This window comes from Leclercia sp. UBA5076, assembly GCF_002416465.1.
Taxonomy (GTDB): Bacteria; Pseudomonadota; Gammaproteobacteria; order Enterobacterales; family Enterobacteriaceae; genus Enterobacter.
This window is the reverse complement of record NZ_DIAO01000005.1, coordinates 1-25,200: the sequence shown is the minus strand read 5'-3', so window position 1 is coordinate 25,200 and position 25,200 is coordinate 1. Positions and strand designations below refer to the sequence as shown.

The 25,200-nt window shown below is 58.1% G+C and carries 23 protein-coding genes and 1 pseudogene; 9 read left to right on the top strand and 15 right to left on the bottom strand.

What is annotated here, in order from left to right; genetic code table 11:
- Positions 1-19: 19 nt before the first annotated feature.
- Genes B3X29_RS06255 through narI form a run of 4 tightly spaced genes read left to right on the top strand, consistent with a single transcriptional unit; the run spans position 20 to position 6,673 of the window.
- The gene (locus B3X29_RS06255) at positions 20-3,760 is read left to right on the top strand and encodes a nitrate reductase subunit alpha (protein WP_159338851.1); all 3,741 of its coding nucleotides are present in this window, start codon (positions 20-22) and stop codon (positions 3,758-3,760) included.
- Positions 3,757-5,301: a nitrate reductase subunit beta gene (gene narH / locus B3X29_RS06250; RefSeq protein ID WP_114314924.1), complete on the top strand. Its 1,545-nt coding sequence runs from the start codon at positions 3,757-3,759 to the stop codon at positions 5,299-5,301. Before B3X29_RS06255 ends, narH begins: the two co-directional genes overlap by 4 nt.
- On the top strand, positions 5,301-5,996 hold the full coding sequence (gene narW, locus B3X29_RS06245) for a nitrate reductase molybdenum cofactor assembly chaperone (RefSeq protein ID WP_159338849.1): 696 nt from the start codon (positions 5,301-5,303) through the stop codon (positions 5,994-5,996). The genes narH and narW overlap by 1 nt, the downstream gene beginning before the upstream one ends.
- Positions 5,993-6,673 carry a respiratory nitrate reductase subunit gamma gene (narI, locus tag B3X29_RS06240; protein ID WP_103179651.1) on the top strand — a complete coding sequence of 227 codons (681 nt, stop codon included), beginning with the start codon at positions 5,993-5,995 and terminating at the stop codon, positions 6,671-6,673. Before narW ends, narI begins: the two co-directional genes overlap by 4 nt.
- 97 nt (positions 6,674-6,770) lie before the next feature.
- Here narI and nhoA read toward each other — a convergent pair whose 3' ends face one another.
- The 4 genes from nhoA to B3X29_RS06220 all read right to left on the bottom strand — a co-directional run bounded on the left by nhoA (position 6,771) and on the right by B3X29_RS06220 (position 11,039).
- On the bottom strand, positions 6,771-7,616 hold the full coding sequence (nhoA, locus tag B3X29_RS06235; protein ID WP_159338848.1) for an N-hydroxyarylamine O-acetyltransferase: 846 nt from the start codon (positions 7,614-7,616) through the stop codon (positions 6,771-6,773).
- Between the two features lie 71 nt (positions 7,617-7,687).
- Entirely contained in the window at positions 7,688-9,343 is a 1,656-nt protein-coding gene (locus B3X29_RS06230; RefSeq protein ID WP_159338846.1) for an ABC transporter permease, read from the bottom strand.
- 38 nt (positions 9,344-9,381) lie between these two features.
- Positions 9,382-10,350, bottom strand: coding sequence for an ABC transporter substrate-binding protein (locus B3X29_RS06225; protein ID WP_159338844.1), 969 nt, complete (start codon positions 10,348-10,350; stop codon positions 9,382-9,384).
- A complete protein-coding gene (locus B3X29_RS06220) occupies positions 10,347-11,039 on the bottom strand; it encodes an ABC transporter ATP-binding protein (protein WP_103179655.1) in 693 nt (230 codons plus the stop codon). The genes B3X29_RS06225 and B3X29_RS06220 overlap by 4 nt, the downstream gene beginning before the upstream one ends.
- Positions 11,040-11,175: 136 nt before the next feature.
- Here B3X29_RS06220 and B3X29_RS06215 point away from each other — a divergent pair, with 136 nt between their 5' ends.
- Positions 11,176-11,748: a flavin reductase family protein gene (locus tag B3X29_RS06215; RefSeq protein ID WP_159338841.1), complete on the top strand. Its 573-nt coding sequence runs from the start codon at positions 11,176-11,178 to the stop codon at positions 11,746-11,748.
- 141 nt (positions 11,749-11,889) lie between these two features.
- Here the strand turns inward: B3X29_RS06215 and B3X29_RS06210 are convergent, their stop codons facing one another.
- Positions 11,890-12,507, bottom strand: a complete 618-nt coding sequence (locus tag B3X29_RS06210; protein ID WP_103179657.1) for a trypsin-like peptidase domain-containing protein — start codon at positions 12,505-12,507, stop codon at positions 11,890-11,892.
- A 16-nt stretch (positions 12,508-12,523) separates the two neighbouring features.
- Positions 12,524-14,626 (bottom strand): elongation factor G, encoded by a 2,103-nt coding sequence (gene fusA, locus B3X29_RS06205; protein WP_159338839.1) that lies wholly within the window; start codon positions 14,624-14,626, stop codon positions 12,524-12,526.
- A gap of 282 nt (positions 14,627-14,908) precedes the next feature.
- On the opposite strand from fusA, the gene B3X29_RS06200 reads away from it, so the two are divergent.
- The 3 genes from B3X29_RS06200 to B3X29_RS06190 are packed head-to-tail and all read left to right on the top strand — an operon-like array spanning position 14,909 to position 16,100.
- A complete protein-coding gene (locus tag B3X29_RS06200; protein ID WP_159338837.1) occupies positions 14,909-15,391 on the top strand; it encodes an Hcp family type VI secretion system effector in 483 nt (160 codons plus the stop codon).
- Positions 15,388-15,864, top strand: a complete 477-nt coding sequence (locus B3X29_RS06195) for a DUF2778 domain-containing protein (protein WP_103179659.1) — start codon at positions 15,388-15,390, stop codon at positions 15,862-15,864. The genes B3X29_RS06200 and B3X29_RS06195 overlap by 4 nt, the downstream gene beginning before the upstream one ends.
- Positions 15,864-16,100, top strand: a complete 237-nt coding sequence (locus B3X29_RS06190) for a hypothetical protein (RefSeq protein WP_103179660.1) — start codon at positions 15,864-15,866, stop codon at positions 16,098-16,100. Before B3X29_RS06195 ends, B3X29_RS06190 begins: the two co-directional genes overlap by 1 nt.
- 149 nt (positions 16,101-16,249) lie before the next feature.
- Here B3X29_RS06190 and B3X29_RS06185 read toward each other — a convergent pair whose 3' ends face one another.
- The 4 genes from B3X29_RS06185 to B3X29_RS06170 form a co-directional block, all read right to left on the bottom strand.
- A complete protein-coding gene (locus B3X29_RS06185) occupies positions 16,250-16,696 on the bottom strand; it encodes a hypothetical protein (RefSeq protein ID WP_103179661.1) in 447 nt (148 codons plus the stop codon).
- Between the two features lie 391 nt (positions 16,697-17,087).
- The gene (locus B3X29_RS06180; protein ID WP_159338833.1) at positions 17,088-18,350 is read right to left on the bottom strand and encodes a glycerate kinase type-2 family protein; all 1,263 of its coding nucleotides are present in this window, start codon (positions 18,348-18,350) and stop codon (positions 17,088-17,090) included.
- A 3-nt stretch (positions 18,351-18,353) separates the two neighbouring features.
- Positions 18,354-19,421: a tartrate dehydrogenase gene (locus tag B3X29_RS06175; protein WP_159338831.1), complete on the bottom strand. Its 1,068-nt coding sequence runs from the start codon at positions 19,419-19,421 to the stop codon at positions 18,354-18,356.
- Positions 19,422-19,437: 16 nt separating this feature from the next.
- Positions 19,438-20,739, bottom strand: a complete 1,302-nt coding sequence (locus tag B3X29_RS06170; protein WP_290512995.1) for an MFS transporter — start codon at positions 20,737-20,739, stop codon at positions 19,438-19,440.
- 129 nt (positions 20,740-20,868) lie between these two features.
- On the opposite strand from B3X29_RS06170, the gene B3X29_RS06165 reads away from it, so the two are divergent.
- Complete coding sequence (locus B3X29_RS06165; protein WP_159338829.1) at positions 20,869-21,765, top strand: LysR family transcriptional regulator; 897 nt, start codon at positions 20,869-20,871, stop codon at positions 21,763-21,765.
- 134 nt (positions 21,766-21,899) lie between these two features.
- Here B3X29_RS06165 and B3X29_RS06160 read toward each other — a convergent pair whose 3' ends face one another.
- The 5 genes and pseudogenes from B3X29_RS06160 to B3X29_RS06140 all read right to left on the bottom strand — a co-directional run.
- Positions 21,900-23,282 (bottom strand): hypothetical protein, encoded by a 1,383-nt coding sequence (locus B3X29_RS06160; RefSeq protein ID WP_168192018.1) that lies wholly within the window; start codon positions 23,280-23,282, stop codon positions 21,900-21,902.
- Positions 23,282-23,464, bottom strand: a complete 183-nt coding sequence (locus B3X29_RS06155) for a PAAR domain-containing protein (protein ID WP_409454962.1) — start codon at positions 23,462-23,464, stop codon at positions 23,282-23,284. Before B3X29_RS06155 ends, B3X29_RS06160 begins: the two co-directional genes overlap by 1 nt.
- An 88-nt stretch (positions 23,465-23,552) precedes the next feature.
- Positions 23,553-24,260 (bottom strand): T6SS immunity protein Tli3 family protein, encoded by a 708-nt coding sequence (locus tag B3X29_RS06150; RefSeq protein ID WP_159342944.1) that lies wholly within the window; start codon positions 24,258-24,260, stop codon positions 23,553-23,555.
- A 3-nt stretch (positions 24,261-24,263) separates the two neighbouring features.
- On the bottom strand, positions 24,264-24,971 hold the full coding sequence (locus B3X29_RS06145) for a T6SS immunity protein Tli3 family protein (RefSeq protein ID WP_290512990.1): 708 nt from the start codon (positions 24,969-24,971) through the stop codon (positions 24,264-24,266).
- A gap of 3 nt (positions 24,972-24,974) precedes the next feature.
- Positions 24,975-25,200, bottom strand: a pseudogene (locus tag B3X29_RS06140) (hypothetical protein); the annotation flags it as partial.

Sequence of the window (25,200 nt, the reverse complement as noted above, 5' to 3'; positions counted from 1 at the left end):
CCCCGTCAGGAGAAATGTCATGAGTAAATTGTTGGATCGCTTTCGTTATTTCAAACTCAAAGGCGACACCTTCGCCGATGGACACGGTCAGGTGATGCACACCAACCGCGACTGGGAAGACAGCTATCGCCAGCGATGGCAGTACGACAAAATTGTGCGATCCACCCATGGCGTAAACTGTACCGGCTCCTGTAGCTGGAAAATCTACGTCAAGAACGGGCTGGTGACCTGGGAAACGCAGCAGACCGACTATCCCCGCACTCGCCCCGACCTGCCGAACCACGAGCCGCGCGGCTGCCCGCGCGGGGCAAGCTACTCCTGGTATCTCTACAGCGCCAACCGCCTGAAGTATCCGCTGGTGCGCAAAAAGCTGATTGAGCTCTGGCGCGAGGCGCTGGCGCAGCACAGCGATCCGGTGCTGGCCTGGAACGCCATCCAGAACGATCCGCAAAAGCGCCAGAGCTACAGGCAGGCCCGCGGCCACGGCGGGTTTGTCCGCTCAAACTGGAAAGAGCTGAACCAGCTTATCGCCGCCGCTAACGTCTGGACCATCAAACACTACGGCCCGGACCGGGTGGCGGGCTTCTCGCCCATCCCGGCGATGTCGATGGTCTCCTACGCCGCAGGCACCCGCTATCTCTCCCTGCTGGGCGGCACCTGCCTGAGCTTCTACGACTGGTACTGCGACCTGCCGCCTGCGTCACCCATGACCTGGGGCGAGCAAACCGACGTACCGGAATCCGCCGACTGGTACAATTCCAGCTATATCATCGCCTGGGGATCGAACGTGCCCCAGACCCGAACCCCGGACGCCCACTTCTTCACCGAAGTGCGCTACAAGGGCACCAAAACCATCGCCATCACCCCCGATTTCTCAGAAGTGGCGAAACTCAGCGACCAGTGGCTGGCGCCGAAACAGGGCACCGACAGCGCCTTAGCCATGGCGATGGGCCACGTGATCCTGAAAGAGTTCCACCTCGACAACCCGAGCGACTACTTCCTTAACTACTGCCGCCGCTACACCGACATGCCGATGCTGGTGATGCTCGATCCGCGGGAGGATGGCAGCCTGGTGCCGGGTCGGATGCTGCGTGCCGCCGATCTCGCCGACGGGCTGGGTGAAACCAACAACCCGGAGTGGAAAACTGTCGCCTATACCACCACCGGCGATCTGGTGGTGCCGAACGGCTCTATCGGCTTCCGCTGGGGTGAAAAAGGCAAATGGAACCTCGAGCCGCTGGCGGCAGGCCAGGAGACCGAACTGGCGCTCTCTCTGCTGGGCACTCACGACAGCGTCGCCGGGGTAGCCTTCCCCTACTTTGGCGGCAATGAGAACCCGCATTTTCGCAGCGTGAAGCAGGAGCCGGTGCTGGTGCGCCAGCTGCCGGTGAAAACGTTGACCCTTGCAGATGGCCGCCAGCTGCAGGTCGCCAGCGTCTACGATCTGATACTGGCGAATTACGGCCTCGACCGCGGGCTGGAGGATAACCTCGCGGCCAAAGATTACGCCGAGATCAAAGCCTACACCCCGGCGTGGGGAGAGCAGATCACTGGCGTACCGCGTCGTCATATCGAGCAGATCGCCCGGGAGTTCGCCGACACCGCGCATAAAACCCATGGCCGGTCGATGATTATCCTCGGCGCCGGGGTCAACCACTGGTATCACATGGACATGAACTACCGCGGGATGATCAACATGCTGGTCTTCTGCGGCTGCGTGGGTAAAAGCGGCGGCGGCTGGTCGCACTATGTCGGCCAGGAGAAGCTGCGCCCGCAAACCGGCTGGCTGCCGCTGGCCTTTGCCCTCGACTGGAACCGCCCGCCACGGCAGATGAACAGCACCTCGTTCTTCTACAACCACGCCAGCCAGTGGCGCTATGAGAAACTCACCGCCCGGGAGCTGCTCTCCCCCCTGGCGGACGCCTCGAAGTTCACCGGCCACCTGATCGATTTTAACGTGCGCGCCGAGCGGATGGGCTGGCTCCCCTCCGCCCCCCAGCTCAACCTCAACCCGCTGCACATCAAGGCTCAGGCCGATGCGGCTGGCATGTCGCCCCAGGAGTACACCGCCCAGGCGCTGAAATCGGGCGATATCCGTATGGCCTGCGAGCAGCCGGACAACGGCAATAACCACCCGCGCAACCTGTTTGTCTGGCGCTCGAACCTGCTCGGCTCCTCCGGCAAGGGGCATGAGTACATGCTCAAGTACCTGCTGGGCACCGAAAACGGCATTCAGGGCGACGATCTGGGCACCACCGATGAGATGAAGCCGGAAGAGGTGGAGTGGCAGACCGCCGCCATTGAGGGCAAGCTGGATCTGCTGGTCACCCTCGATTTCCGCATGTCCAGCACCTGCCTGTTCTCGGATATCGTCCTGCCCACCGCCACCTGGTATGAGAAAGACGATATGAATACCTCGGATATGCATCCGTTTATTCATCCCCTTTCCGCCGCCGTCGATCCGGCCTGGGAGTCACGCAGCGACTGGGAGATCTACAAGGGCATCGCCAAAGTCTTCTCTGAGGTCTGTGTCGGCCACCTGGGCACTGAAACCGACGTGGTGTTGCAGCCGTTACAGCATGACTCCCCGGCGGAGCTCTCCCAGCCGTTTGACATCGCCGACTGGCGCAAGGGTGAATGCGATCTCATCCCCGGTAAAACCGCGCCGAACATTGCCGTGGTCGAACGTAACTACCCGGATACCTGGGAGCGTTTCACTGCCCTCGGCCCGCTGCTGGACAAGCTCGGCAACGGCGGGAAAGGCATCTCCTGGAACACCCAGGATGAGGTCGATTTCCTCGGCAAGCTCAATTACGTCAAGCTCGACGGCCCGGCGAAAGGCCGCCCGCGCATTGAGACGGCCATTGACGCCTCGGAAGTTATTCTCGCCCTCGCCCCGGAAACCAACGGCCAGGTGGCGGTCAAAGCCTGGGAAGCGTTGGCGGAGTTCACCGGGCGCGAACACAGCCATCTGGCGCTGAACAAGGAGGACGAGAAGATCCGCTTCCGCGATATTCAGGCCCAGCCGCGCAAGATTATCTCCAGCCCGACCTGGTCCGGCATTGAGAGCGAGCATGTCTCCTATAACGCCGGGTACACCAACGTCCACGAGCTGATCCCGTGGCGCACCCTCTCCGGGCGTCAGCAGCTGTATCAGGATCATCTCTGGATGCGCGCCTTCGGCGAAAGCCTGGTGGCCTATCGTCCACCGATTGATACCCGCAGCGTCAGCCATATGCGCGCGATCCCGCCGAACGGCTTCCCGGAGAAGGCGCTCAACTTTCTCACGCCGCACCAGAAATGGGGCATCCACTCCACCTACAGCGAAAACCTGCTGATGCAGACCCTGTCGCGCGGCGGGCCCATCGTCTGGATGAGCGAAACCGACGCCCGGGAGCTGGGCATTGAGGATAACGACTGGATAGAAGCCTTCAACGCCAACGGGGCGCTCACCGCCCGGGCGGTGGTCAGCCAGCGCGTGCCGCCGGGCATGACCATGATGTACCACGCCCAGGAGCGCATTCTGAACATCCCCGGTTCAGAAGTGACCGGACGGCGCGGCGGCATTCATAACTCCGTGACCCGCGTCTGCCCGAAACCAACCCATATGATTGGCGGCTACGCTCAGCTCGCCTACGGCTTTAACTACTACGGCACCGTAGGTTCTAACCGCGACGAGTTCATCATGATCCGCAAAATGAAAAACATTAACTGGCTGGATGGCGAAGGTAACGACCAGGTACAGGAGGCGAAAAAATGAAAATACGCTCACAGGTCGGCATGGTGTTAAATCTCGATAAATGCATTGGCTGTCACACCTGCTCGGTGACCTGCAAAAACGTCTGGACCGGGCGCGAAGGGATGGAGTACGCCTGGTTTAACAACGTCGAAACCAAGCCGGGCATCGGCTACCCGAAAAACTGGGAGGACCAGGAGGTGTGGCAAGGCGGCTGGATCCGCGGCATCTCCGGCAAGCTGACCCCGCGGCTGGGCGGCAAGCTGGGGGTGCTGTCCAAAATCTTCGCTAACCCGCAAATGCCGCAGATCGACGATTACTATGAGCCCTTTACCTTCGACTACCAGGATCTGCATCGGGCCAAAGAGAGCGAACATCTCCCTACCGCCCGTCCCCGCTCGCTGATTGACGGCAAGCGCATGGATAAAATCAAGTGGGGGCCAAACTGGGAGGAGCTGCTGGGCGGCGAGTTTGAGAAACGCGCCCGGGATCGCAACTTCGACCGGATGCAGAAGGAGATGTACGGCCAGTTCGAAAATACCTTCATGATGTATCTCCCCCGCCTGTGCGAACACTGCCTGAACCCAAGCTGTGCGGCGACCTGCCCGAGCGGGGCCATCTACAAGCGTGAAGAGGACGGCATTGTGCTGATCGACCAGGACAAATGCCGCGGCTGGCGCCTGTGCATCAGCGGCTGCCCGTATAAAAAAATCTACTTCAACTGGAAGAGCGGAAAATCGGAGAAATGCATCTTCTGCTATCCGCGTATCGAATCGGGCCAGCCTACCGTCTGCTCGGAGACCTGCGTCGGGCGCATCCGCTATCTCGGCGTCCTGCTCTATGACGCAGACCGTATCCAGGAGGCGGCCAGCACCGAGCATGAAACCGATCTCTACGAACGTCAGTGCGACGTGTTCCTCAATCCGAACGATCCGGCGGTGATTGAAGAGGCGCTGAAACAGGGCATCCCCCAGAACGTGATTGATGCTGCCCAGCGCTCCCCGGTCTATAAACTGGCGATGGACTGGAAGCTGGCCCTGCCGCTCCACCCGGAATACCGCACCCTGCCGATGGTCTGGTATGTTCCCCCGCTGTCACCGATCCAGTCTTACGCCGATGCCGGTGGCCTGCCGCAGACCGACAGCATCCTCCCCGCGGTGGAAAGCCTGCGCATTCCGGTCCAGTACCTGGCGAACATGCTCAGCGCGGGCGATACCGGCCCGGTACTGCGCGCCCTGAAACGCATGATGGCGATGCGCCACTATAAGCGCTCCCAGACCGTAGAGGGGGTGACCGATACCCGCGCTATCGAAGAGGTGGGTCTGAGCGTGGAACAGGTGGAGGAGATGTACCGCTATCTCGCCATCGCCAACTACGAAGATCGCTTCGTGATCCCGACCAGCCACCGGGAAATGGCTCGGGACGCCTTCCCGGAGCGCAACGGCTGCGGCTTTACCTTCGGTGACGGCTGCCACGGCTCCGACACCAAATTCAATCTGTTCAACAGCAGCCGCATCGACGCTATCAACATCACCGAGGTGCGCGAACATGGGGAGGGAGAGTAATGCAGATCCTCAAAATTATCGCCCTGCTGATTGAGTACCCGGACGAGGCGCTGTGGGAGAGCCGCGACGAAGCCCTCGCCCTGGTGGCGCAGGACGCGCCGAGGCTGATGCCGTTTGCAGAGCACTATCTAAACGCCCCGCTGCTTGACCGGCAGGCCGAGTGGTGCGAGGTATTCGAGCGCGGGCGTGCCACCTCGCTGCTGCTGTTCGAGCATGTTCATGCTGAATCCCGGGATCGCGGCCAGGCGATGGTCGACCTGATGAACCAGTACGAGCAGGCCGGCTTGCAGCTCGACTGCCGCGAACTGCCGGACTATCTGCCGCTCTATCTGGAGTATCTGAGCATCCTGCCCGAGGCGCAGGCGCAAGAGGGACTGCAAAACGTGGCGCCGATCCTGGCGCTGATTGGCGGGCGATTAAAACAGCGGGAGGTGGCACAGTATCAGCTGTTCGACGCCCTGCTGAAATTCGCAGGCAGTAAGCTCTCCAGTGACAGTGTCACGCAGCAGGTAGCAGGCGAAAAACGGGATGACACCCGCCAGGCACTGGATGCGGTCTGGGAAGAGGAACAGGTGAAGTTTATTGAAGATAACGCCACGGCCTGCGACAGCTCGCCGATGCAGCAGTATCAACGACGCTTTAGCCAGGACGTCGCACCTCAGTACGTGGACGTCAGCGCCGGAGGCCCAAAATGACACACCATCTGAACGTCTTTTTCTTCGATATTTACCCCTACATCTGCGCCGCGGTCTTTTTCCTCGGCAGCTGGCTGCGGTATGACTACGGCCAGTACACCTGGCGCGCCTCCTCCAGCCAGCTGCTGGATAAGCGCGGCATGAACTGGGGCTCTAATCTGTTCCACATCGGCATTCTGGGAATTTTCTTCGGCCACCTGTTCGGTATGTTAACCCCGCACTGGATGTACGCCTGGTTTTTGCCGATGGCGGTGAAACAGCAGCTGGCGATGATCGCCGGGGGGATCTGCGGGGTGCTGACGCTGATTGGCGGCTCGATGCTGCTCTACCGCCGCCTGTTTAACCAGCGGGTGCGGGCCACGTCGACCACGCCGGATATCGTCATTATGAGTATATTGCTGACCCAGTGCGTGCTCGGCCTGACGACCATTCCGTTCTCGGCGCAGTACCCTGACGGCAGTGAGATGCTCAAGCTGGTGGGATGGGCCCAGGGGATTGTCACCTTCCGCGGCGGTTCATCGGAGATGCTGAGCGGCGTGGCTTTTATTTTCCGCGTCCATCTGGTGCTGGGGATGACCATTTTCCTGATCTTCCCCTTCACCCGGCTGGTACACGTCTGGAGCGCGCCGTTTGAGTACATTACGCGGCGTTATCAGCTGGTGCGGTCGCGAAGGTAGCCCCCAGCCACGCCGGGTGGCAGCTGCGCCTTACCCGGCCTGAAAAGCGCACCACACCGTAGGCCGGGCAAGCGCATGCGCCGCCCGGCGTTGCAGGCTATTTCCCCGCCTGCGGATGGGTTTCAAACCCGGCCATCACTGCCGTGAGTTCCGCTAGCGTAAAGCCGTGCTTCGGATCATCCACCCCCAGCCCAAATCGCTCCTGCATCACCTGATAAAGTGCTTCTGCATCCGGCAGGTTAACCTGCTCCAGGGCGTGGCCGTCCTGCCAGTGGGTGAAGTGGAAGTTGGTAAGGGTCAGTTTGCCGCCGTCCGGCAGATGGCGGCACATCAGCAGATGATGACGGAAATGGGATTGCGGCCAGTGCGCTGACCAGAAGTTGCCCAACACGTAATCGGCCTGGTATTGCGCGGTGAGATCGAAGTGATACATCGACTGCCAGTGCTCATGGTGGCGGAACTGTAGCACCCAGTCGCAACCGTCGTTGATTAGCCGGTACAGGCTGTGCGGCGTCGCCTGCTCTTCTTCGGCGACCAAACGGATGGGCGCGGTCAGGGTCTGCCCGCCAAAACCGACATCGGCGATCCAGCGTTCGCCCTCCAGTTCCACCAGCAGCAGACGGTGGGTGCGCGGCGGCATCTGGGCCGGATTCGCCAGCACCACCCGCCCCAGCAGGCTGCGCACATGGAATCCCACCTCACGCAGCGCCCGCTCGAATAACCCATTCTGCTCAAAGCAATACCCGCCGCGGCGGGCGGTGACCAGCTTATCCACCAGGGATTGCTCGTCGAGCTGGATTTCACGCGGCAGCACCACATCGATATTCTCAAACGGGACGGCGCTGTTGTGATGCAGGTGCAGGCCCCGCAGGGTGGCGATGTCCGCAGAAACCGGCTGCTGCCAGCCGGTACGGGCGAGATAAGCGGTCAAAAACGGGGTCATAATCAGTTTCCTTTTTACAGTTTCCTTGTTTATAAACTATTTTTCCCCGCTCACGGTGTGAAACGTGCTTTTTATCCCCGCGCCGAGCGCTGCATGATCCCCAGCGCCGTTAACATCAGCACCAGCCCGGTCAGCAGCGTCAGGGTCGCCATCGCCATTCCCTGCCCGACCGATCCCTGTTCGAACTGCCGCCAGATGAACACCGACACGGTTTGCGTGCCCGCAGGGGCGAGCAGCAGCGAGGTGACCAGCTCGCGTGAGGCGATGGCAAACACCATCAGCATCGCCGCCAGCATCGCCGGGGAGACCAGTGGCAACACGATAAAGCGCAGCGCCTGCAACGCCGAGGCGCCATGCACCCGCGCGGCAGGCTCAAGATTCCCTCCCAGCTGGCGCAGCGCACTGCCGACATAGCGCACCGGCCACGGCAACAACAGGCAGCAGTAGGACAGGAGCAATATCGCCCAGCTGTTATAGGGCGAGACCGGCCAGAACGGACGGTTCCACAGCAGGATCAGCCCCACCCCGACCACCACGCCCGGCAAGGCGGCAGGCATCAGGGAGAGCGCATCCAGAACGCCGCGCCCTTTGATCTTCTGCACCACCACCAGCCACGCGGCCAGCAGGCCCAGCACGCCGGTAATACAGGCCGCCCCCAGCGCCAGCGACAGGCTGGTGCCCAGCGCCGACAGCGCATCCCCCTGCTGGCTGAAAAGCGCCGCATAGTGCCCGCCGGTCAGATTATCCAGCGTCACCCCGCCAGACAGGGTTCCCAGCACCCCGGACAGCGCCATCGACGCCCCCGGCAGGATCACCGCGATAAACCCGGTCAGCGCAAAAACAGCGATAACCGGCAGCGTAAAAATCCCGGCGCTGGCGCCCATATTCTCGGTCGGTTTGCCGGTAATGCTGGTCACATCCTGATGCCCGGTCAGCTTTTTCTGCAGCCACCAGGCACTCAGGGCGATAACTACCAGCACCACGGAAAGCATCGATGCGCCCGAAAGATCGATCGGCCAGTCCGCCAGCTTTTTCTCGATATCGGTGGTCAGCATCACCACGCCAGCGCGCGTGCCGAGAGCGGCAGGCACGCCAAACTCTTCAATCGCCAGGGTAAAGGCCAGCAGCATCCCCGCCGCCAGCGACGGCGAAAGCATGGGCAGCGTGATATGCCAGAACGCCCGGCCGGGGCTGGCACCGTGAACGCGGGCCACCAGCGCCAGACGCTGGCCGCTCGCCAGAAGGCTGCGCGACACCGCAAAATAGACCACCGGGAAGATATTCAGCGCCATCACCAGCACGATCCCGCTCCTGCTGAACAGCAGGTCGTTGAGGTTGACTCCGGTGATCTGTTGCAGATAGCCGTTGGTTTGCAGGACCAGCATCCAGGAGAGCGCGGCGATATAGGGCGGGGTTAAAAACGGGATCAGAAACAGCAGATCCCACAGCCTCGGCAGCGGCAGGTTAAACAGCCCGCGCGCCACGCCGAGGGGAAAGCCGATGAGCGCACTGACCAGCGCGACGCCAAGGGCAATTTGTAGCGTACCGCCCAACATGCCCGGCAGTTGCGGCTCCGCCAGTAGCTGGCTGATGCCGCTGAACGCCCCGGAGAACTGTCCGGCGCTGAAGTGCGGAAATACCGCCTGGAGCAGAATAAAGGTGAGCGGAAACGCCACCAGGATCAGCAATAATCCCAGCGTCGTTACCGATAAATATTTAGGATTCACGAAGCCGTCCTGAAGACGGGGTTGCCCCCGTCGCCTGATTATAAGGTGAAGAGCGTGTTGAAACGCTTGAGGATATCGCTGCGCTCGCTGTTGCCATCGCTTTTGGTCGGCAGAATTTTCAGGTCGTTAAGCAGCGGACGTTTGGCCTGCACGTCGCCGCGGGCGGGCATCAGCCAGGCGTCGGCCACCATCGCCTGACCTTCCGGGGAGAGAACGTAATCCACAAAGGCTTTAGCGTCATCCGCATGCTGGGTGGATTTGAGGATCATCATCGGACGCGGGGCAATCACCGTGCCGCTGGCCGGGAAGATCACCTTCAGTGATTCGCCCTGGCTGATGTTGCCATACGAGACATAATCCACCGCGCCGAACACCGCCGCTTTGGCTCCCTGCATCACCGGGGTGACCGCCTGCGCGTTCGGGCCGCTGACGACCATGCCGTTCTTTTTCAGCTCATCAAACAGGGTCCAGGCCTTGTCGCCCATGCCATTCTGCAACCCGATCAGCAGATCGAGAGAAGCACCGGACAGCGCCGGGTCCGGGGTGGTGACTTTGTCTTTAAAGGCGGCGGTGGTCAGATCGCGCCACTCTTTCGGTTCCGGGGTGCCGCTTTTAGTGTTCCAGACGATGCCCAGCGCCGAGACGCCCTGGGCGACAAAGTCCTCTGATTTCAGATCCGCAGGCACGTTAGCCGCATTGGCGCTCTGGTACGGCAACAGCCAGCCGCGGTTGTGCAGATCTTCCGCGGTATCCCAGGAGGCGGAGATCAGAATATCGGCCTGCGGGTTAGCCTGCTCCGCTTCGAGGCGGGCCATCACTTTGCCGGTGGTGGCCTGGAAGATATCCACCTTCACGCCGGTTTTCTTTTCAAAGCCGCTGGCCAGGTTTTTGGCGAGCGACCCGGGCCCGGCAGTGTAGACGGTCAGCGCGTGGGCGCTGGAGATCATAACGGACGATAACGCCATGGCTAACAGCACTCCTTTTCTAACGGACATTGTAGCTTTCATGCGAACTCCCCTGAGGTGGTAATCAAACGATCGGCAGCGACGCTGCCAGCAGACAAATGCACGATGCGATCGGCCAGGATTTCAGCCTCCCGGCGGTCGTGGGTAACATAGACGGCGGTGGTGCCGAGCTGGCGCAGCAGTGACGCCATCTCGTGACATAAGGCGCTACGCAGCTCGCTGTCGAGGTTAGAGAGCGGTTCGTCAAACAGCAGCACTCTCGGTTCCGCGACAATCGCCCGGGCCAGCGCCACACGCTGTTGCTGTCCGCCCGAGAGCCCCGCCGGTTTGCGATCGGCAAAAGCGCTTAAGCCGACGCGATCCAGTGCCTGCGCCACGCGGCTTTCACGTTCCTGACGCGGAACATGGCGCATCTTCAGCGGGAACATCACATTCTGCGCCACGGTCATGTGCGGCCAGAGGGCGTAATCCTGGAACACCATGCCGATGTCCCGGGCTTCCGGCGACAGCGCCCATCCGCTTTTCGCCACCAGGCGATCGCCAAAATGGATCTCACCCTGTGCAGGCTGGGTTAACCCCGCCAGCAGACGCAGCAGGGTGCTTTTGCCGCAGCCCGACGGCCCCAGCAGCGCAACCACGCTACCCGGCTCGATATGCAGATCGATTTGATTCAATACGGTATTCGCGCCAAAAGCGTACGACACGCCTTTGAGCGATATGGAAGTGAGCATCTTGTTATCCTCTTTGGGATTTGATGCCCGCCACTGTAGGCAGCTTGTGTTGCGAAAACATGACACCTTTGTTGCGTATTGATTTCCGATGGCTTTCAGACGTTTAATGCTCTGATGCTATTGATGAGGAATTTCTATGAGCCACTTCCGCCCCGTTGAGTTAATGCACGCCAGCCGCCTGTTAAATCACGGCCCGACCATCCTGATCACCAGCCGCGACGACTCCCTGGACCGCCGCAACGTCATGGCCGCCGCCTGGTCGATGCCGGTGGAGTTCGAGCCGCCGCGGATCGCCATCGTGGTGGATAAAAGCGCCTGGTCGCGGGAGCTGATTGAGCGCAGCGGCATGTTCGGGATTGTCATTCCCGGCGTGGCGGCCACCAACTGGACCTATGCCGTGGGCAGCGTTAGCGGGCGCGATGAGGATAAGTTCAACTGCTACGGGATTCCGGTGATTAACGGCCCGGTGCTGGGGCTGCCGGTAATTGAAGAGAAGTGCCTGGCGTGGATGGAGTGCCGTCTGCTGCCCGCCACCTCCGCGGCAGAAAAATATGACACCCTGTTTGGCGAGGTGGTCTCAGCCGCCGCCGATGAACGGGCGTTCGCGGCCGGACGCTGGCAGTTTGACGACGATAAGCGCAACACCCTGCACCACCTGGGCGCAGGCACCTTTGTGACCAGCGGGAAGCAGGTGAAAGCGCCTGAGTGAAATAACCGGTGTTTATTCAGATGCCGGATTTTGCCCGGCGGCGCTTCGCTTGCACGGGCCTACACGAGCACGGGACACGTAGGCCGGGTAAGGCGCAGCCGCCACCCGGCGTCGCAGGTCCTGCACTGTAGTCAATATCGTCTAATAGGTCTTATAAGGGATCCGCATGCGGTCCAGCAGGTTGGTAAAGTCCTGCACCGCCACAAAGGCCACCGCGCCCTTGCCGGGGATGACGTTGGTGATGATCCCCACCGTCTCCCCGGTCAGGCTGTCTATTACCGGTCCGCCGGACATGCCCGATACCGCCCCCGCCCCGGTAATGATGCCGTAGTAGCAGCCGTTGCGCTTCACAAAGCCGTCGATTTTGCCCCGGCTGGATTTGGGCAAACTGTTGATGGCGCTATAGCCAAACAGCGTAACGTTGCGTCCGGCCCGGGCCCAGGCCAGTTGATGGACGATCTTGCCGCGGTTGTTATCGCCAATTACCGCGACATCACAGGTGGGATGCTGGGCTCTGACCGGCTTGAGCAGCGGCACCGCGACGTGCGCGGCGGTGAGCGACAGCTGGCTTGAAACCGGGAATGTGGTGCCCTGCATCCCGGCGGCAAGCCAGTTCAGCGGTGCCGGCAGGCCGATAAAAACGAGATCCGCCTGCCGGGTGGCGGCAAAGTCGGTTTTGCTGGTGCCAGACATCACCACACACCCCAGCAGTAACAGGGGTGCCATGAGTGCGGCGAGAGCATAATGCAGACGCTTCATGGTTCACCCCACGGGCCTACTTTTTCGACCGCCCGGCGATGATCTCATCGGCCACGATACGCGGCGCTTCGGCGTAGTGGTGGAACTCCATGCTGTAGGTGGCTCGCCCCTGGGACATGGAGCGCAGCGTGGTGGCGTAGCCGAACATCTCCGCCAGCGGCACGTCGGCGCGAATAATCTGGCTGCCGAACCGCTCCTCCATCCCCTGCACCAGCCCGCGCCGGGAGGAGAGATCGCCCATAATGTTCCCGGCATACTCTTCCGGGGTTTCCACCTCCACATGCATCATTGGCTCCAGGATCACCGGGTCGGCCTTGCGCGCTGCGTCCTTAAAGCCAAAGATCGCCGCCATGCGGAAGGCCATCTCCGAGGAGTCGACATCGTGATAAGAGCCGAAAGTCAGGGTCGCTTTGATATCCACCACCGGATAGCCCGCCAGCACCCCGCTGTTCATCGCTTCCCGCAGCCCTTTCTCAACCGACGGAATATACTCCCGGGGCACCACCCCGCCCTTGGTGGCATCGACAAACGTAAAGCCGCTGCCCGGCGCCTGCGGCTCAAGGCTCAGCACCACGTGGCCATACTGTCCTTTCCCACCGGACTGGCGGACAAACTTGCCCTCAACGTCGCTCACCGCTTTGCGAATGGTTTCCCGGTAGGTCACCTGCGGGCGACCAATGTTGGCCTCGACGCCAAACTCCCGCTTCATGCGGTCGACGATGATCTCCAGGTGTAGTTCGCCCATCCCGGAAATGATCGTCTGACCGGACTCTTCATCGGTATGCAGGTGGAAGGAGGGATCTTCCGCCGCCAGACGATGCAGGGCGATGCCCATCTTCTCCTGGTCAGTTTTGGTTTTTGGCTCGATGGAGAGGGAGATCACCGGGTCCGGGAACGCCATCCGCTCAAGGGTGATCACCGCGTTGGGGTCGGTCAGGGTGTCGCCGGTGGTGACATCTTTCAGCCCGACGCAGGCGGCGATATCCCCGGTGCGCAGCTCCTCCACGTCATGCCGGTCGTTGGCGTGCATCAGGACGATACGCCCGATGCGCTCCTTCTTGCCTTTCACCGGGTTAAAGACCGCGTCGCCCTTTTTCAGCACCCCGGAGTAGACGCGGATAAAGGTCAGCTGCCCGACGTAGGGGTCGGACATCAGCTTGAACGCCAGCGCCGAGAAGGGTTCGTCATCATTAGGGTGGCGCTCGGCGTGCTGGCCTTTTTCATCCACGCCGTCGATAGCGGGCACGTCGAGGGGGGACGGCATCAGCTCGATCACCGCATCGAGCATTCGCTGCACCCCTTTGTTTTTAAAGGCGCTGCCGCAGAGCATCGGCTGGATCTCTCCAGCCACCGTCCGTTTACGTAAGCCGCGGATAATTTCTGCCTCGTCGAGCTCATTGGTGTCGAGGTATTTATCCATCAGCTCGTCGCTGGCCTCCGCCGCCGCAGAGACCATTTTATCCCGCCAGGTCCGGGCAGTGGCCTGTAAATCATCCGGCACCGGGGCATAGGTAAAGGTCATCCCCTGGGTAGCGTCATCCCAGATGATGGCCCGCATGTGGATCAGGTCCACCACCCCGGTGAAATGCTCTTCCGCGCCGATGGGGATGACAATCGGTACCGGGTGCGCTTTCAGCCGGTCGATCATCATCTGCACCACGTGGAAAAAATCGGCCCCCGGACGGTCCATTTTGTTGACAAAGGCGATACGCGGCACCCGGTACTTATTGGCCTGCCGCCAGACGGTTTCCGACTGCGGCTGTACTCCGCCTACCGAGTCATAGACCATTACCGCCCCGTCCAGCACCCGCATGGAGCGCTCCACCTCGATGGTAAAATCGACGTGGCCGGGGGTGTCGATGATATTGATCCGGTGCGGCTCATAGCTGCGATCCATGCCGGACCAGAAGCAGCTTACCGCCGCCGAGGTGATGGTAATCCCCCGCTCCTGCTCCTGCGCCATCCAGTCGGTGATCGCCGCACCATCGTGGACCTCCCCCATCTTATGGCTCACCCCGGTATAGAAGAGGATGCGCTCGGTGGTGGTGGTTTTACCGGCATCAATATGCGCCGAGATACCGATATTGCGATAACGCTCGAGAGGAATAGGCCGGATCATGATGCATCCTTATTTAATGGACATGACAAACGCGCGCTGGGTTAGCGCGTGCAGGTATGTAGATCAGTGTAGTGCTCTGTCAAAGGGGGGACGGGTGATTCTGCGGTGAATGTACTGAGAACATTTCAACGCCAGGAGTTCGATGCAGGCTAGCCCGCATGAATCAACTTTGTTTAAACGAATAAAAAAACCTTATTTATTTTCGGGATCAATGTTTTTGCAAATTAACCTTAATGTATGTAGGCTTTTTTTCGTTTATCAACTAATTAAAGGATTACACAAATGGCAATTCCAGCTTACTTATGGATGAAAGACGATGGTGGAGCTGATATTAAAGGATCGGTTGATGTTAAAGATCGTGAAGGAAGCATTGAGGTTCTGGGTTTTAGTCATGGATTACACTTACCGACTGATAATAGCACAGGCAAAATCACCGGAACGCGCTTACATGCGCCATTAACATTTCAGAAAGAATTTGATTCCTCAAGCCCATATATATATAAGGCTGTAGCTCAGGGGCAGACACTAAAAAGCGTAGAATTGAAATGGTATAAAATTAATCACTCAGGACAAGAGGAAGAGTACTTCAATATGTTACTTGAGAACGTTAAGGTTATTTCAATTTGCCCCATGATGCACGATTGTAAAAATCCAGCAACTGAAAAGCATAATCATCTGGAAGCAGTATCCTTACGATATGAGAAAATAACATGGAAATATTGTGATGGGAATGTCATTTTCTCCGATAGCTGGAATGAACGATGATCCAATGCACTTTCCATCTAAATGGGAATCAACTAAGTAATCTGAGCTGCCCCGGAATAGGTTTTTTTCCGGCTTATTCTGGTACAGGCACATCACGCAACAATGCTAATGATATTGCAATCCCTTCTATCGGACCGCTACCGCCAGGTTTATACTACATTGTTACACGTGGTACAGGTGGTGCACTAACAGGGTTGAGTGATGCTTTTGCATCGTTCGTATCCGGTTCGGACAGGTCAGTATGGTTTGCTTTGTACAGACATGACGCACAGATTGATGATATTACGTTCACAGGACAGGTAGAAAGAGGACACTTTCGCTTGCATCCCGCTGGTTATAAAGGCGTAAGCGAAGGTTGTATTACCTTGCCGCGTCTATCAGATTTTATGCTGTTACGCGATGCTTTGCTTAAAACGCCAACCATACAAGTAACGTCCTCATTAACTGCTTTCGGTACTATACAGGTGTATTAATGAAGCCACTGCATTACGTGTTATTATGGATTGGGGAAGCGCTGCTATACACCCTGGTGTTAGCGGCCTTATTTTTACTGATACCAGAAATGAAAGCCTATAGTTTGGTGAGAATCTTTACAGATGTCATCCCTGGTGATACATGGGATAAATATTATTTCCTTTCCCTCTGCATTTTATCATTACTCATCGTAGCCATCATCGTTTATATAACTGCATCACTGAAAAAGAGATAAAATCAACACCCTTATAGATAATAACTGTAAGGGTGTTTCGTGAATATCACAACCTAACGACTCTTCGATATACATGTTGGCCGAATTAAATTCAGAGATTCATTTTCATGCCAGATACTCTAAGCATTAAGAAGTAAATTTTATCGTTTTCAAAGTAATACATCGCCCTGCTCTGTCCTCAGCCAGCGCGGAGCTTTCAGCCTGTAAGTAAAATAACTCACTAGGTCAAACAGCAAATCTTCGATAACGCGCTGCTGCTCGCTTGTCAGCATGCCACTCATTGTCAACTGAGTGAGTTCCTGACAGTACCGGCACAGAGTATCGGTTTCCGGCTCGAACACGGGGAGATGAGTGGGCAGCGTATCAATGGTCAACACATCCACCATTTCCGGAGGAATGGGCTCGTTAAGCGTCGGCATCAGCAGAGAGAGGCTGGTAGACAGCCGTCCGCACAGAGCCAGTTTATCTCGGGGATCGTCGGCTTCTACCATCGCTTCAACGTAGCGTTCGCAGTTATCTGCAAGCTCGATGAAATCGGTAAGATGGTTGAAGGGTCTGGTAATTAATGCGTGAATTGGGGTTAGGGTCGTAGCCATATTGGCAACCTCACTAAGTGATTAATTTACATCACCACAGGAGAGGCTAATCTCGCTGGTGGTGAACTGAACGGAGTTAGCCTTACCGGCCTTAGTGACACCGGCGCGCTTTGCAGCGCCCCCGTCCAGCCCACCATTGAGGTGTAGCAGGTCGCACGGCGCAAATGAAGCTTTGCGCCGTCACTAAGGTTGCAGGAGGCTAATCCCGACGCCTGATTTTGCAAGCGCAACAAGAAGATACTGCGATACAGACGAGACGGCAAGAGGCATTCCCGGAAGCAGCCTCGCAAATTGTTGAAAAAACGCCGTGTGGTGGCTGCGCCTTACCCGGCCTACGGGGCCGGTGCCGTTGTAGGCCGGGCAAGCGCAGCGCCGCCCGGCACTGCTCCTGTCAGGCGATCATTATCACCCGGATATCATTCACGTTGGTTAATGTCGGGCCGGTCACCACCAGATCGCCTGCGGCGGCAAAGTAGCTATAGCTGTCATGCCCGCGCAGCATCGCCTTAGCATCCAGCGCGGTGCGAGCCAGCGTCTCCGGCGTCACTATCGCTCCCGCCGCATCCTCGGTGCCGTCAATCCCGTCGCTGTCCCCGGCGATGGCGTAAATTCCCGCCTCGCCCTTCAGGGCACAGGCCAGCGCCAGCAGGAACTCGGTGTTGCGCCCGCCGCGGCCACATCCCGTATCGCCAATCGTCACCGTGGTCTCTCCACCGCTCAGCAGCACCGCCGGGCCTTTTACCGGCAGGCCGTGCTGTTTCACGGATTTCGCAATCCCGGCCATCACGATACCTAATTGCGCGCTTTCCCCTTCCAGGGCATCCCCCAGGATCAGCGGGGTGTATCCCATCTTCTGCGCCACGGCTGCGGCAGCGGCCAGCGCGCCGGAGGGGGTGGCGATCAGGCGGATATCTTCGTCGATTTCCGCTGTCGTCACCGGGGCGCGCGGGGTGCGTAGCACCCGCATTACCGGCTCCGGCAGTTTCAGGCCATAGCGGGCGATAATCTCCAGCGCCTCTTCTGGCGTGGCGCTGTCCGCCACCGTCGGGCCGGAGGCAATGCTCTGGGGATCGTCACCCGGTACGTCGCTGATGATAAGCGTCATCACCCTGGCAGGCAGCGCCGCCAGCGCCAGACGTCCGCCTTTGATGTCCGACAGCTGCTTGCGCACGGTGTTCATCTCGTTGATGGTCGCCCCGCTCTTCAACAGCGCTTTGTTTACCGCCTGCTTATCGGCCAGGGTAATGCCCTGGCGCGGGAGGGCCAGCAGGGACGATCCCCCGCCGGAGATCAGCGCGATCACGCAGTCGTCGGCGGTGAGGTGCTTGACCTGCTCCATCATCAGCATTGAGGCCACTTCGCTCATGGCATCGGAGACCGGGTGCGCCGCCTCGACGATACGAATTTTTTGCGTCGAGGCGGCATGGCCATAACGGGTCACCACCACGCCCTGCAGATCGACATCCGGCCAGGCGGCCTCCAGCGCGGCGGCCATGGCGGCGCTGGCTTTCCCGGCACCGACTACAATGCAGCGCCCGCGCGGTTTCGCCGGCAGGGCGTTAATCAGCGCCTCATGGGGGTCGGCGCTTTTCACCGCCGCCATAAAGATCTCAGTAAGCGCCCCTCGCAGGGCGCTATCGTCGTGTTGTGCCATAGATCAGCCTTCTGCAATGGCGCGGATCACCGCCTGGGTGACCTCGCGGGTGTTGGCCGTGCCGCCCACGTCCGGGGTCATGATCCCTTCGGCGCAGACCTGCTCCACCGCCGCCATCAGGCGCGCGGCAGCTTCCCCTTCCCCCAGATGTTCCAGCATCTGCGCCGCGGTCCAGAAGCTGGCGACCGGGTTGGCGATACCCTTGCCGGTAATATCAAAGGCCGAGCCGTGGATCGGTTCGAACATCGACGGGAAACGACGCTCCGGGTCGATATTGGCGGTCGGCGCGACCCCCAGACTGCCCGCCAGCGCCCCGGCCAGGTCGGAGAGGATATCGGCGTGCAGGTTGGTCGCCACGATGGTATCCAGCGACGCCGGGTGCAGGGTCATGCGCACGGTCATGGCATCCACCAGCATCTTGTCCCAGGTGACGTCCGGGAATTCGCGGGCGACGTCGGCGGCGATCTCATCCCACATCACCATCCCGTGACGCTGGGCGTTGGACTTGGTGACGACGGTTAACAGCTTACGCGGACGCGACTGCGCCAGGCGGAAGGCGTAGCGCATAATGCGCGTCACCCCGGTGCGGGTGAAGATCGCCACCTCGGTGCCCACCTCTTCCGGCAGGCCGCGGTGCGCGCGACCGCCGTGGCCGGAATATTCCCCTTCGGAGTTTTCACGCACGATCACCCAGTCGAGGGTGCCGGGTACCGCCTTGCGCAGCGGGGACTGAATGCCCGGCAGGATTTTAGTTGGCCGCACGTTGGCATACTGATCGAAGCCCTGGCAGATCGGCAGACGCAGCCCCCACAGGGTGATGTGATCCGGCACGTCCGGAGCACCCACCGCGCCAAAGTAGATGGCATCAAAGGCTTTTAACTGCTCCAGCCCGTCTTCCGGCATCATCACGCCGTGGGTTTTGTAGTAGTCCGAGCCCCACTCGAAGGTATGTACCGAGAAACGCATATCTCCCTGACGCTGGGCCAGGGCGTGTAAGACCTCAACCCCTGCGGTGATCACTTCCGGGCCGATACCGTCTGCGGGGATGGCTGCAATGGCGTAATCTTTCATAGTTTTTTTCCTTAAATTAATGTTTTGACTGAATTAATGTTTCGTTGGCCTGCGTTTTACGGCTGGATGCCGAGAGCCACAGCACAACCAGTGAAGAGAGGATCAGCAGCCCGGCGACAAACCACAGCCCCCAGGCGTAACTGCCGGTCTGTTGCTTGATCAGGCCAATCATGAACGGACCGACGAAGCCGCCCAGGTTGCCGAGGGAGTTGATGGTGGCGATCCCCGCCGCCGAACCGGAAAGAAACAGGGTTGGCATGCTCCACAGCGGTGGCTTGGAGGCGCTGATGCCGCAGTTAACGATGGTCAGGGCGAGGATCACCCCAACGATGCTTGCCGTGCTGCCCGCCATAAACAGCCCTGCCGCAGCCACAATGCAGGCGGCAATTACGTGCCAGGAGCGTTCGCCGGTTCTGTCGGAATGACGCGCCCAGAGCACCATGGCCGCTACCGCCAGCACCGCCGGGATCGCATTCAGCAGGCCAACGGTCATGGAGGAGACGCCGAGGGTTTTGATGATCTGCGGGGACCAGATGCCCAGGGTATAGAGTCCGGCGGAGGTGCCGAAGTAGACCAGCGACAGGGCGAGAACGCGTTTATCCAGCAACCCTTTCCAGACGCTGTGCTGGGCCGTGGCCTGTTTCGCCGCCTGCTCGCGTTGCAGGGTGGCAATCAGCCAGCCACGCTCCTCTTCGCTGAGCCATTTCGCCTTTTCCGGGCGATCGGTGAGCCAGAACAGCACCACCACGCCGAGGATCACCGCCGGCACCGCTTCGAGAACAAACATCCACTGCCAGCCGGCGAAGCCCATCATGCCGTGCATCTCCAGCAGCGCCGCGGATATCGGCGAGCCGAGGGCGGTGGAAATGGGTGCTGCCGCCATAAAGATGGCCGTCACCTGGGCGCGCTTTTGCGCCGGGAACCAGTAGCTTAAGTAGAGGATGATCCCCGGGAAGAAGCCCGCTTCCGCCACGCCGAGCAGAAAACGCAGGGTGTAGAAGCTGGTCGTGCCCTGCACGAAGGCCATGGCGCCGGAGACCAGCCCCCAGGTGATCATCACCCGGGCAATCCAGATACGCGCCCCGACCTTGTGGAGGATCAGGTTGGAGGGCACCTCAAACAGGAAGTAGCCGAGAAAGAAGATCCCGGCACCGAAACCAAACACTGCCGGGGAGAAGCCGAGGTCGGCGTTCATGGTGAGCGCCGCGAAACCGATATTCACGCGGTCGAGGAAGGCGATGAAGTACAACAGCATGATGAAGGGTACGATGCGCAAGGTGATTTTGCGCATTACCCGTTGTTCGATTGTGCAGGTCATGTGAGGTGTTCCTCATAATTATTTTGTAGGGTACGCAGTCGGGCTGCCTTGATGAGTATGCTGATATTTCTTGCATGATCATGCGCATCGGTTTATACAAAAAAATGCAATAATCGAGAGCGAGCCAGAATGGAACTACAACACCTGCGCTGTTTCATGGCGGTAGCCGAAACCCTGCATTTCGGTCAGGCGGCCCAGCGCCTGGATATGCTGCCCTCCGCCCTGGGAAGAAATATTCGTCTTTTAGAAGAGGCACTTGGCACGAGGCTGTTTACCCGCTCGACCCGCCGGGTGGCGCTGACGGAGAATGGCGTCTTGCTGCGGGAAGAGGCACGTAAGCTGCTCGCCCATGCCGACGCGATTATGTTGCAATTTCGTCAAAATCCACGCCGGGCGCAGCCGCTTTTGCGCGTCGGCACCATCGACAGCGCGGCCATCGGTTTGCTGCCCGGACTGCTGCATCTCTTCCGCCAGCACTACCCGGATGTGGAGATTCAGCTTTTCGAAGATAAGACCGTACACCTCCTGCCGAAGCTGAAAAGCGGCAGGCTGGATCTGGTCTTTATCCGCCCGCCTGCCCAGCTCGACGCCCAGTTTGGCCGGGCATTTTTATGCAATGAGCCGGGAATTCTCGCCCTGCCCGCCAGCCATCCGTTTGCTGACCGGGAGAAGGTCGATATCGCGGAGCTGGAAGGGATGCCGATGATCCTGCCGGAGCGGCGCTCGCGCCCGCACAGCCACGACCTGACCATGAATCTTTTCCATCACGCCGGGATAGAAGTGACAGTGTCACAGATGGCGGACGAGAAGCAGACCATTATCAACCTGGTGGCAGCGGGTATTGGTCTGGCGATTGTGCCCGCCTGGAGTAGCCGCTATCTGATGCCGGGCGTGAAATTTGTGCAGCTGAACGGTGCGGAGCAGATGGGGATGCCGCTGGAGGCGGTGTGGATGGCCGGGGCGCAGGATGAGATTCGGGATAATATGCTGGCGATGCTTGAAGCGCATCCGGAGCTGTATGTATGAATCGCCGGGTGGCGGCTGCGCCTTACCCGGCCTACAAGGGTACAGAAGCCGTAGGCCGGGCAAGCGCAGCGCCGCCCGGCAAATCCTGATGACGGTCTGAATTCGGGAAACAGATCTTTTGATTCAGCTGCACACTAATATCCCATGTCCCTATATGCTTCATTGGTTTTTATAACTAACGCTAAGCAGCCTATGCTAATAAACCCGACGAAAGGGATAAAGATACTCGCAATAAGCCCCCAAAGAGATAGCGGGGCATTTTTATCTGAGAAAGTAATCTGATATGCAAAGAATGAAATTACACAGAAAAATGCAGCCATAACCGAAGGCATAAGTGGATTACTCCAGCTTCCCCACTCAAGGTTTGCCGGGATACTGGTTTTCTGGGAAGAGAGTGCAGTAATACAAAATTTGTTTTTTTCTGAACAGGCCACCAACTGCTCCCCTTGGGCATATTTCACCGCATCTGCCGCCAAAGCCAGCGCCAGCCACCGATACCCGGCACTCTTTTCGCCGAAAGAGGCATCTACATCCAGCCGCTCCGATGCCAGCCCCCTTTCATCCAGAACCTGCATTAACGGGTATTTCTCAGTACGGGGCAGCCCGGTATGCCAGAGCGTTTTCGGTGTAAGTACCGAGCCTGCCTCCAGATAGATCGGCATTTTTGCCTCAACATCTGTCACACCGGCCATGGGCTGATACAGATAAACCGGTTTTTCACCTTCCTCCCGGACATAATGGTTGGTCAGCAGGAATGCACAAGCATTTTCCATGTTCTTTGATTCATTTTCTTCTTCATGTAAATCAACGATAACCAATAATCGGTTTTCAACCCTGTAATCTGACAGTTTGGTCCATTTGCTGATAAGTGCATAATCGGGACATTCAGTGCTGTATTCAATTTTGCAGGTACTGGCATGAACCACACCTAATCGGTCCAGCGAGCGCCTCAGCTCTTCTATACAATTTTCATTCCCTCCGCGAACCCAGACAATGGTTTCAAAAACCCGGTAATTGTATCCCTTCAGCTTTTCGGCCATCGGAGCCAGTAGGCGGCAAAATACCTGTTCATTGCGCGTCTGGTCGAAAAGCGCTTCCAGCAGAATTTTTACCGGTGTTTTCGGCGCCAGTGGAAACTCCCCTTCCAGCTTCAACATGTTCAGTGCCGGTTGCTCCAGCGGAGTGATGGCAGACCATGCTGCAATAGCCACATTTTTTCGAGCATAAGCTTTTAAATGAATTTCCCGCTCTTTTGCAATGAATTTACGAGTTTCAAAATAGTGAATATTGGCGTCATGAAACATGAACGCTACATAAACAATCACAGAGACAAGGCAAAAGGGTAAAATAACTGAAGGCACAAAAAAAATGGCAGTAACCTGTTCCTTTTCAGGCCAGGTTAAAGCTCTGATCAGCAGGCTCGCTCCTATGGCGACAACATACAGGACAATAATAACCGCGACTGGCACATCGGTATCTGCATCTGGCTGTTTCTTGAATAACCACCACTCTTTCATCACGCAGCCCCCGCGACAGGCAAGGTACTTTTGATTTCGCAACCACAGGCCGCGTGACAACCATCCACCACAACCCCCCTGCCGCGCATAGTCCAGGTGGGATGACATTCATTTATTGGAAATGTCCCTCTGTGCAAAGGGCACGTCACCAGATCGGCCCTGAGGGCCACGGGTTTGCCCATAAAGGGCGCACCGGAAGCTGTCGTTACTTTTCCACCGCTTACCAGCGGGTCGTTTAATCGAATGACACCTTTCATTATTTCTATCTCCTTATCGTCCTGCATCCATATCACAGCGCATCCGATCCCAGCCGGTGTAACCCTTCACTTCGGGGACTTTGTCGGGTAAATCCTGATAGTTTGCTTTAAATTGGGCTGTATTATCTTTCAGTGCTTGTTTGGTGATGTAATCCATCCCCCAGGCTGGCCCTGGGAAACGGGGTTCTATTTTCCCATTTACTTTGCTTCCCATACCGTCATCCACGGTATATTCAATCCCTGGGCCACCAGGCAGAATGCGCGGATCTTCAAACGGTTTTGAAGACATATACAGCCGGTGTTTGGTCTGCAGAAAGCCCTGATCGTTGACGACGGTAAAAGACACCACGTCTTCTGCGGGCGCTCTGTTATCTCCATTCGGTTCATTATGTCCGGGCGCAAAGCCAACCGCCTTCCAGGTTTTGCCATAATCTTTTGAAACAAGAAATCCATCCACTTGCCAGTTGGTAATTGCTATATACCTCTCAGAGGGATGGATAAACTTTCGCGTAAAAATTCGATAAAACTGACTTGCTGGTGTTGTGTGAATACCTCGTTTAGTGTCCGTATACCAGAGTTCTCCTTCGCAGTCCCAGCCTTTAAGCTCCAGAAATCGATGGTCATCAAACCGATAAACTATCTGCGTCGGTGGCTCTTTCGCCACGCAATCTGCAGTTAATACAACAGCGGCAACTGTGAGAGATGTACATAATCCTTTCATCACTTATCGCCCCGCGTCCATATCACAGCGCATTCGATCCCAGCCGGTGTAACCCTTCACATCGGGGACTGTGTCGGGCAAATTTTGCCAGTTCGTCTTAAGCTGTTGCGTGCTCCCCTCAAGCCCTTGCCTGGTCATGTAAATCATCCCCCAGGCCCACCCAGGAGAACGGGCTTCCAGCTTTCCGTTTACTATGCCTCCCATACCGTCATCCACGGTATATTCAATCCCTGGGCCCCCCGGCAGAATGCGCGGATCTTCAAACGGTTTTGAAGACATATACAGCCGGTGTTTGGTCTGCAGAAAACCCTGATCGTTGACGACGGTAAAAGACACCACGTCTTCTGCGGGCGCTCTGTTATCACCATTAGGTTCATTATGTCCGGGCGCAAAGCCAACCGCCCTCCAGGTTTTGCCATAATCTTTTGAAACAAGAAATCCATCCACTTGCCAGTTGGTAATTGCTATATACCTCTCAGAGGGATGGATAAACTTTCGCGTAAAAATTCGATAAAACTGACTGGCTGGTATTGTGTGAATACCTCGTTTAGTGTCCGTATACCAGAGTTCTCCTTCGCAGTCCCAGCCTTTAAGCTCCAGAAATCGATGGTCATCGAACCGATAAACTACCTGAGTCGGCGGCTCTTTCGCCTGACACTCAGAAGCCAGCACAACGGTGACGACGGCGAAAAAAGTACATAATCCTTTCATCAATTATCGCCCCGCATCCATGTCACAGCGCATATGATCCCAGCCGGTGTAGCCTTTAACTTCAGGTACTTTGTCGGGTAGGCCCTGATAGTTTGTCTTAAACTGGGCTATGTCCTCTCTCAGACCCTGTTTGGTGATGTACTCTAGTCCCCACGCAGGGCCTGAGGAGCCAGGTCTTAGCTTCCCGTTTACATTATTTCCCATACCATCGTCCACGGTAAATTCAATC

What these genes read in the sequence shown, in the direction of transcription:
- B3X29_RS06255 (WP_159338851.1), top strand. Translation starts at nt 20, where the DNA reads ATGAGTAAATTGTTGGATCGCTTTCGTTATTTCAAACTCAAAGGCGAC.
- narH (WP_114314924.1), top strand. Translation starts at nt 3,757, where the DNA reads ATGAAAATACGCTCACAGGTCGGCATGGTGTTAAATCTCGATAAATGC.
- narW (WP_159338849.1), top strand. Translation starts at nt 5,301, where the DNA reads ATGCAGATCCTCAAAATTATCGCCCTGCTGATTGAGTACCCGGACGAG.
- narI (WP_103179651.1), top strand. Translation starts at nt 5,993, where the DNA reads ATGACACACCATCTGAACGTCTTTTTCTTCGATATTTACCCCTACATC.
- nhoA (WP_159338848.1), bottom strand. Translation starts at nt 7,616, where the DNA reads ATGACCCCGTTTTTGACCGCTTATCTCGCCCGTACCGGCTGGCAGCAG.
- B3X29_RS06225 (WP_159338844.1), bottom strand. Translation starts at nt 10,350, where the DNA reads ATGAAAGCTACAATGTCCGTTAGAAAAGGAGTGCTGTTAGCCATGGCG.
- B3X29_RS06220 (WP_103179655.1), bottom strand. Translation starts at nt 11,039, where the DNA reads ATGCTCACTTCCATATCGCTCAAAGGCGTGTCGTACGCTTTTGGCGCG.
- B3X29_RS06215 (WP_159338841.1), top strand. Translation starts at nt 11,176, where the DNA reads ATGAGCCACTTCCGCCCCGTTGAGTTAATGCACGCCAGCCGCCTGTTA.
- B3X29_RS06210 (WP_103179657.1), bottom strand. Translation starts at nt 12,507, where the DNA reads ATGAAGCGTCTGCATTATGCTCTCGCCGCACTCATGGCACCCCTGTTA.
- fusA (WP_159338839.1), bottom strand. Translation starts at nt 14,626, where the DNA reads ATGATCCGGCCTATTCCTCTCGAGCGTTATCGCAATATCGGTATCTCG.
- B3X29_RS06200 (WP_159338837.1), top strand. Translation starts at nt 14,909, where the DNA reads ATGGCAATTCCAGCTTACTTATGGATGAAAGACGATGGTGGAGCTGAT.
- B3X29_RS06195 (WP_103179659.1), top strand. Translation starts at nt 15,388, where the DNA reads ATGATCCAATGCACTTTCCATCTAAATGGGAATCAACTAAGTAATCTG.
- B3X29_RS06190 (WP_103179660.1), top strand. Translation starts at nt 15,864, where the DNA reads ATGAAGCCACTGCATTACGTGTTATTATGGATTGGGGAAGCGCTGCTA.
- B3X29_RS06185 (WP_103179661.1), bottom strand. Translation starts at nt 16,696, where the DNA reads ATGGCTACGACCCTAACCCCAATTCACGCATTAATTACCAGACCCTTC.
- B3X29_RS06180 (WP_159338833.1), bottom strand. Translation starts at nt 18,350, where the DNA reads ATGGCACAACACGACGATAGCGCCCTGCGAGGGGCGCTTACTGAGATC.
- B3X29_RS06175 (WP_159338831.1), bottom strand. Translation starts at nt 19,421, where the DNA reads ATGAAAGATTACGCCATTGCAGCCATCCCCGCAGACGGTATCGGCCCG.
- B3X29_RS06170 (WP_290512995.1), bottom strand. Translation starts at nt 20,739, where the DNA reads ATGACCTGCACAATCGAACAACGGGTAATGCGCAAAATCACCTTGCGC.
- B3X29_RS06165 (WP_159338829.1), top strand. Translation starts at nt 20,869, where the DNA reads ATGGAACTACAACACCTGCGCTGTTTCATGGCGGTAGCCGAAACCCTG.
- B3X29_RS06160 (WP_168192018.1), bottom strand. Translation starts at nt 23,282, where the DNA reads ATGAAAGAGTGGTGGTTATTCAAGAAACAGCCAGATGCAGATACCGAT.
- B3X29_RS06155 (WP_409454962.1), bottom strand. Translation starts at nt 23,464, where the DNA reads ATGGGCAAACCCGTGGCCCTCAGGGCCGATCTGGTGACGTGCCCTTTG.
- B3X29_RS06150 (WP_159342944.1), bottom strand. Translation starts at nt 24,260, where the DNA reads ATGAAAGGATTATGTACATCTCTCACAGTTGCCGCTGTTGTATTAACT.
- B3X29_RS06145 (WP_290512990.1), bottom strand. Translation starts at nt 24,971, where the DNA reads ATGAAAGGATTATGTACTTTTTTCGCCGTCGTCACCGTTGTGCTGGCT.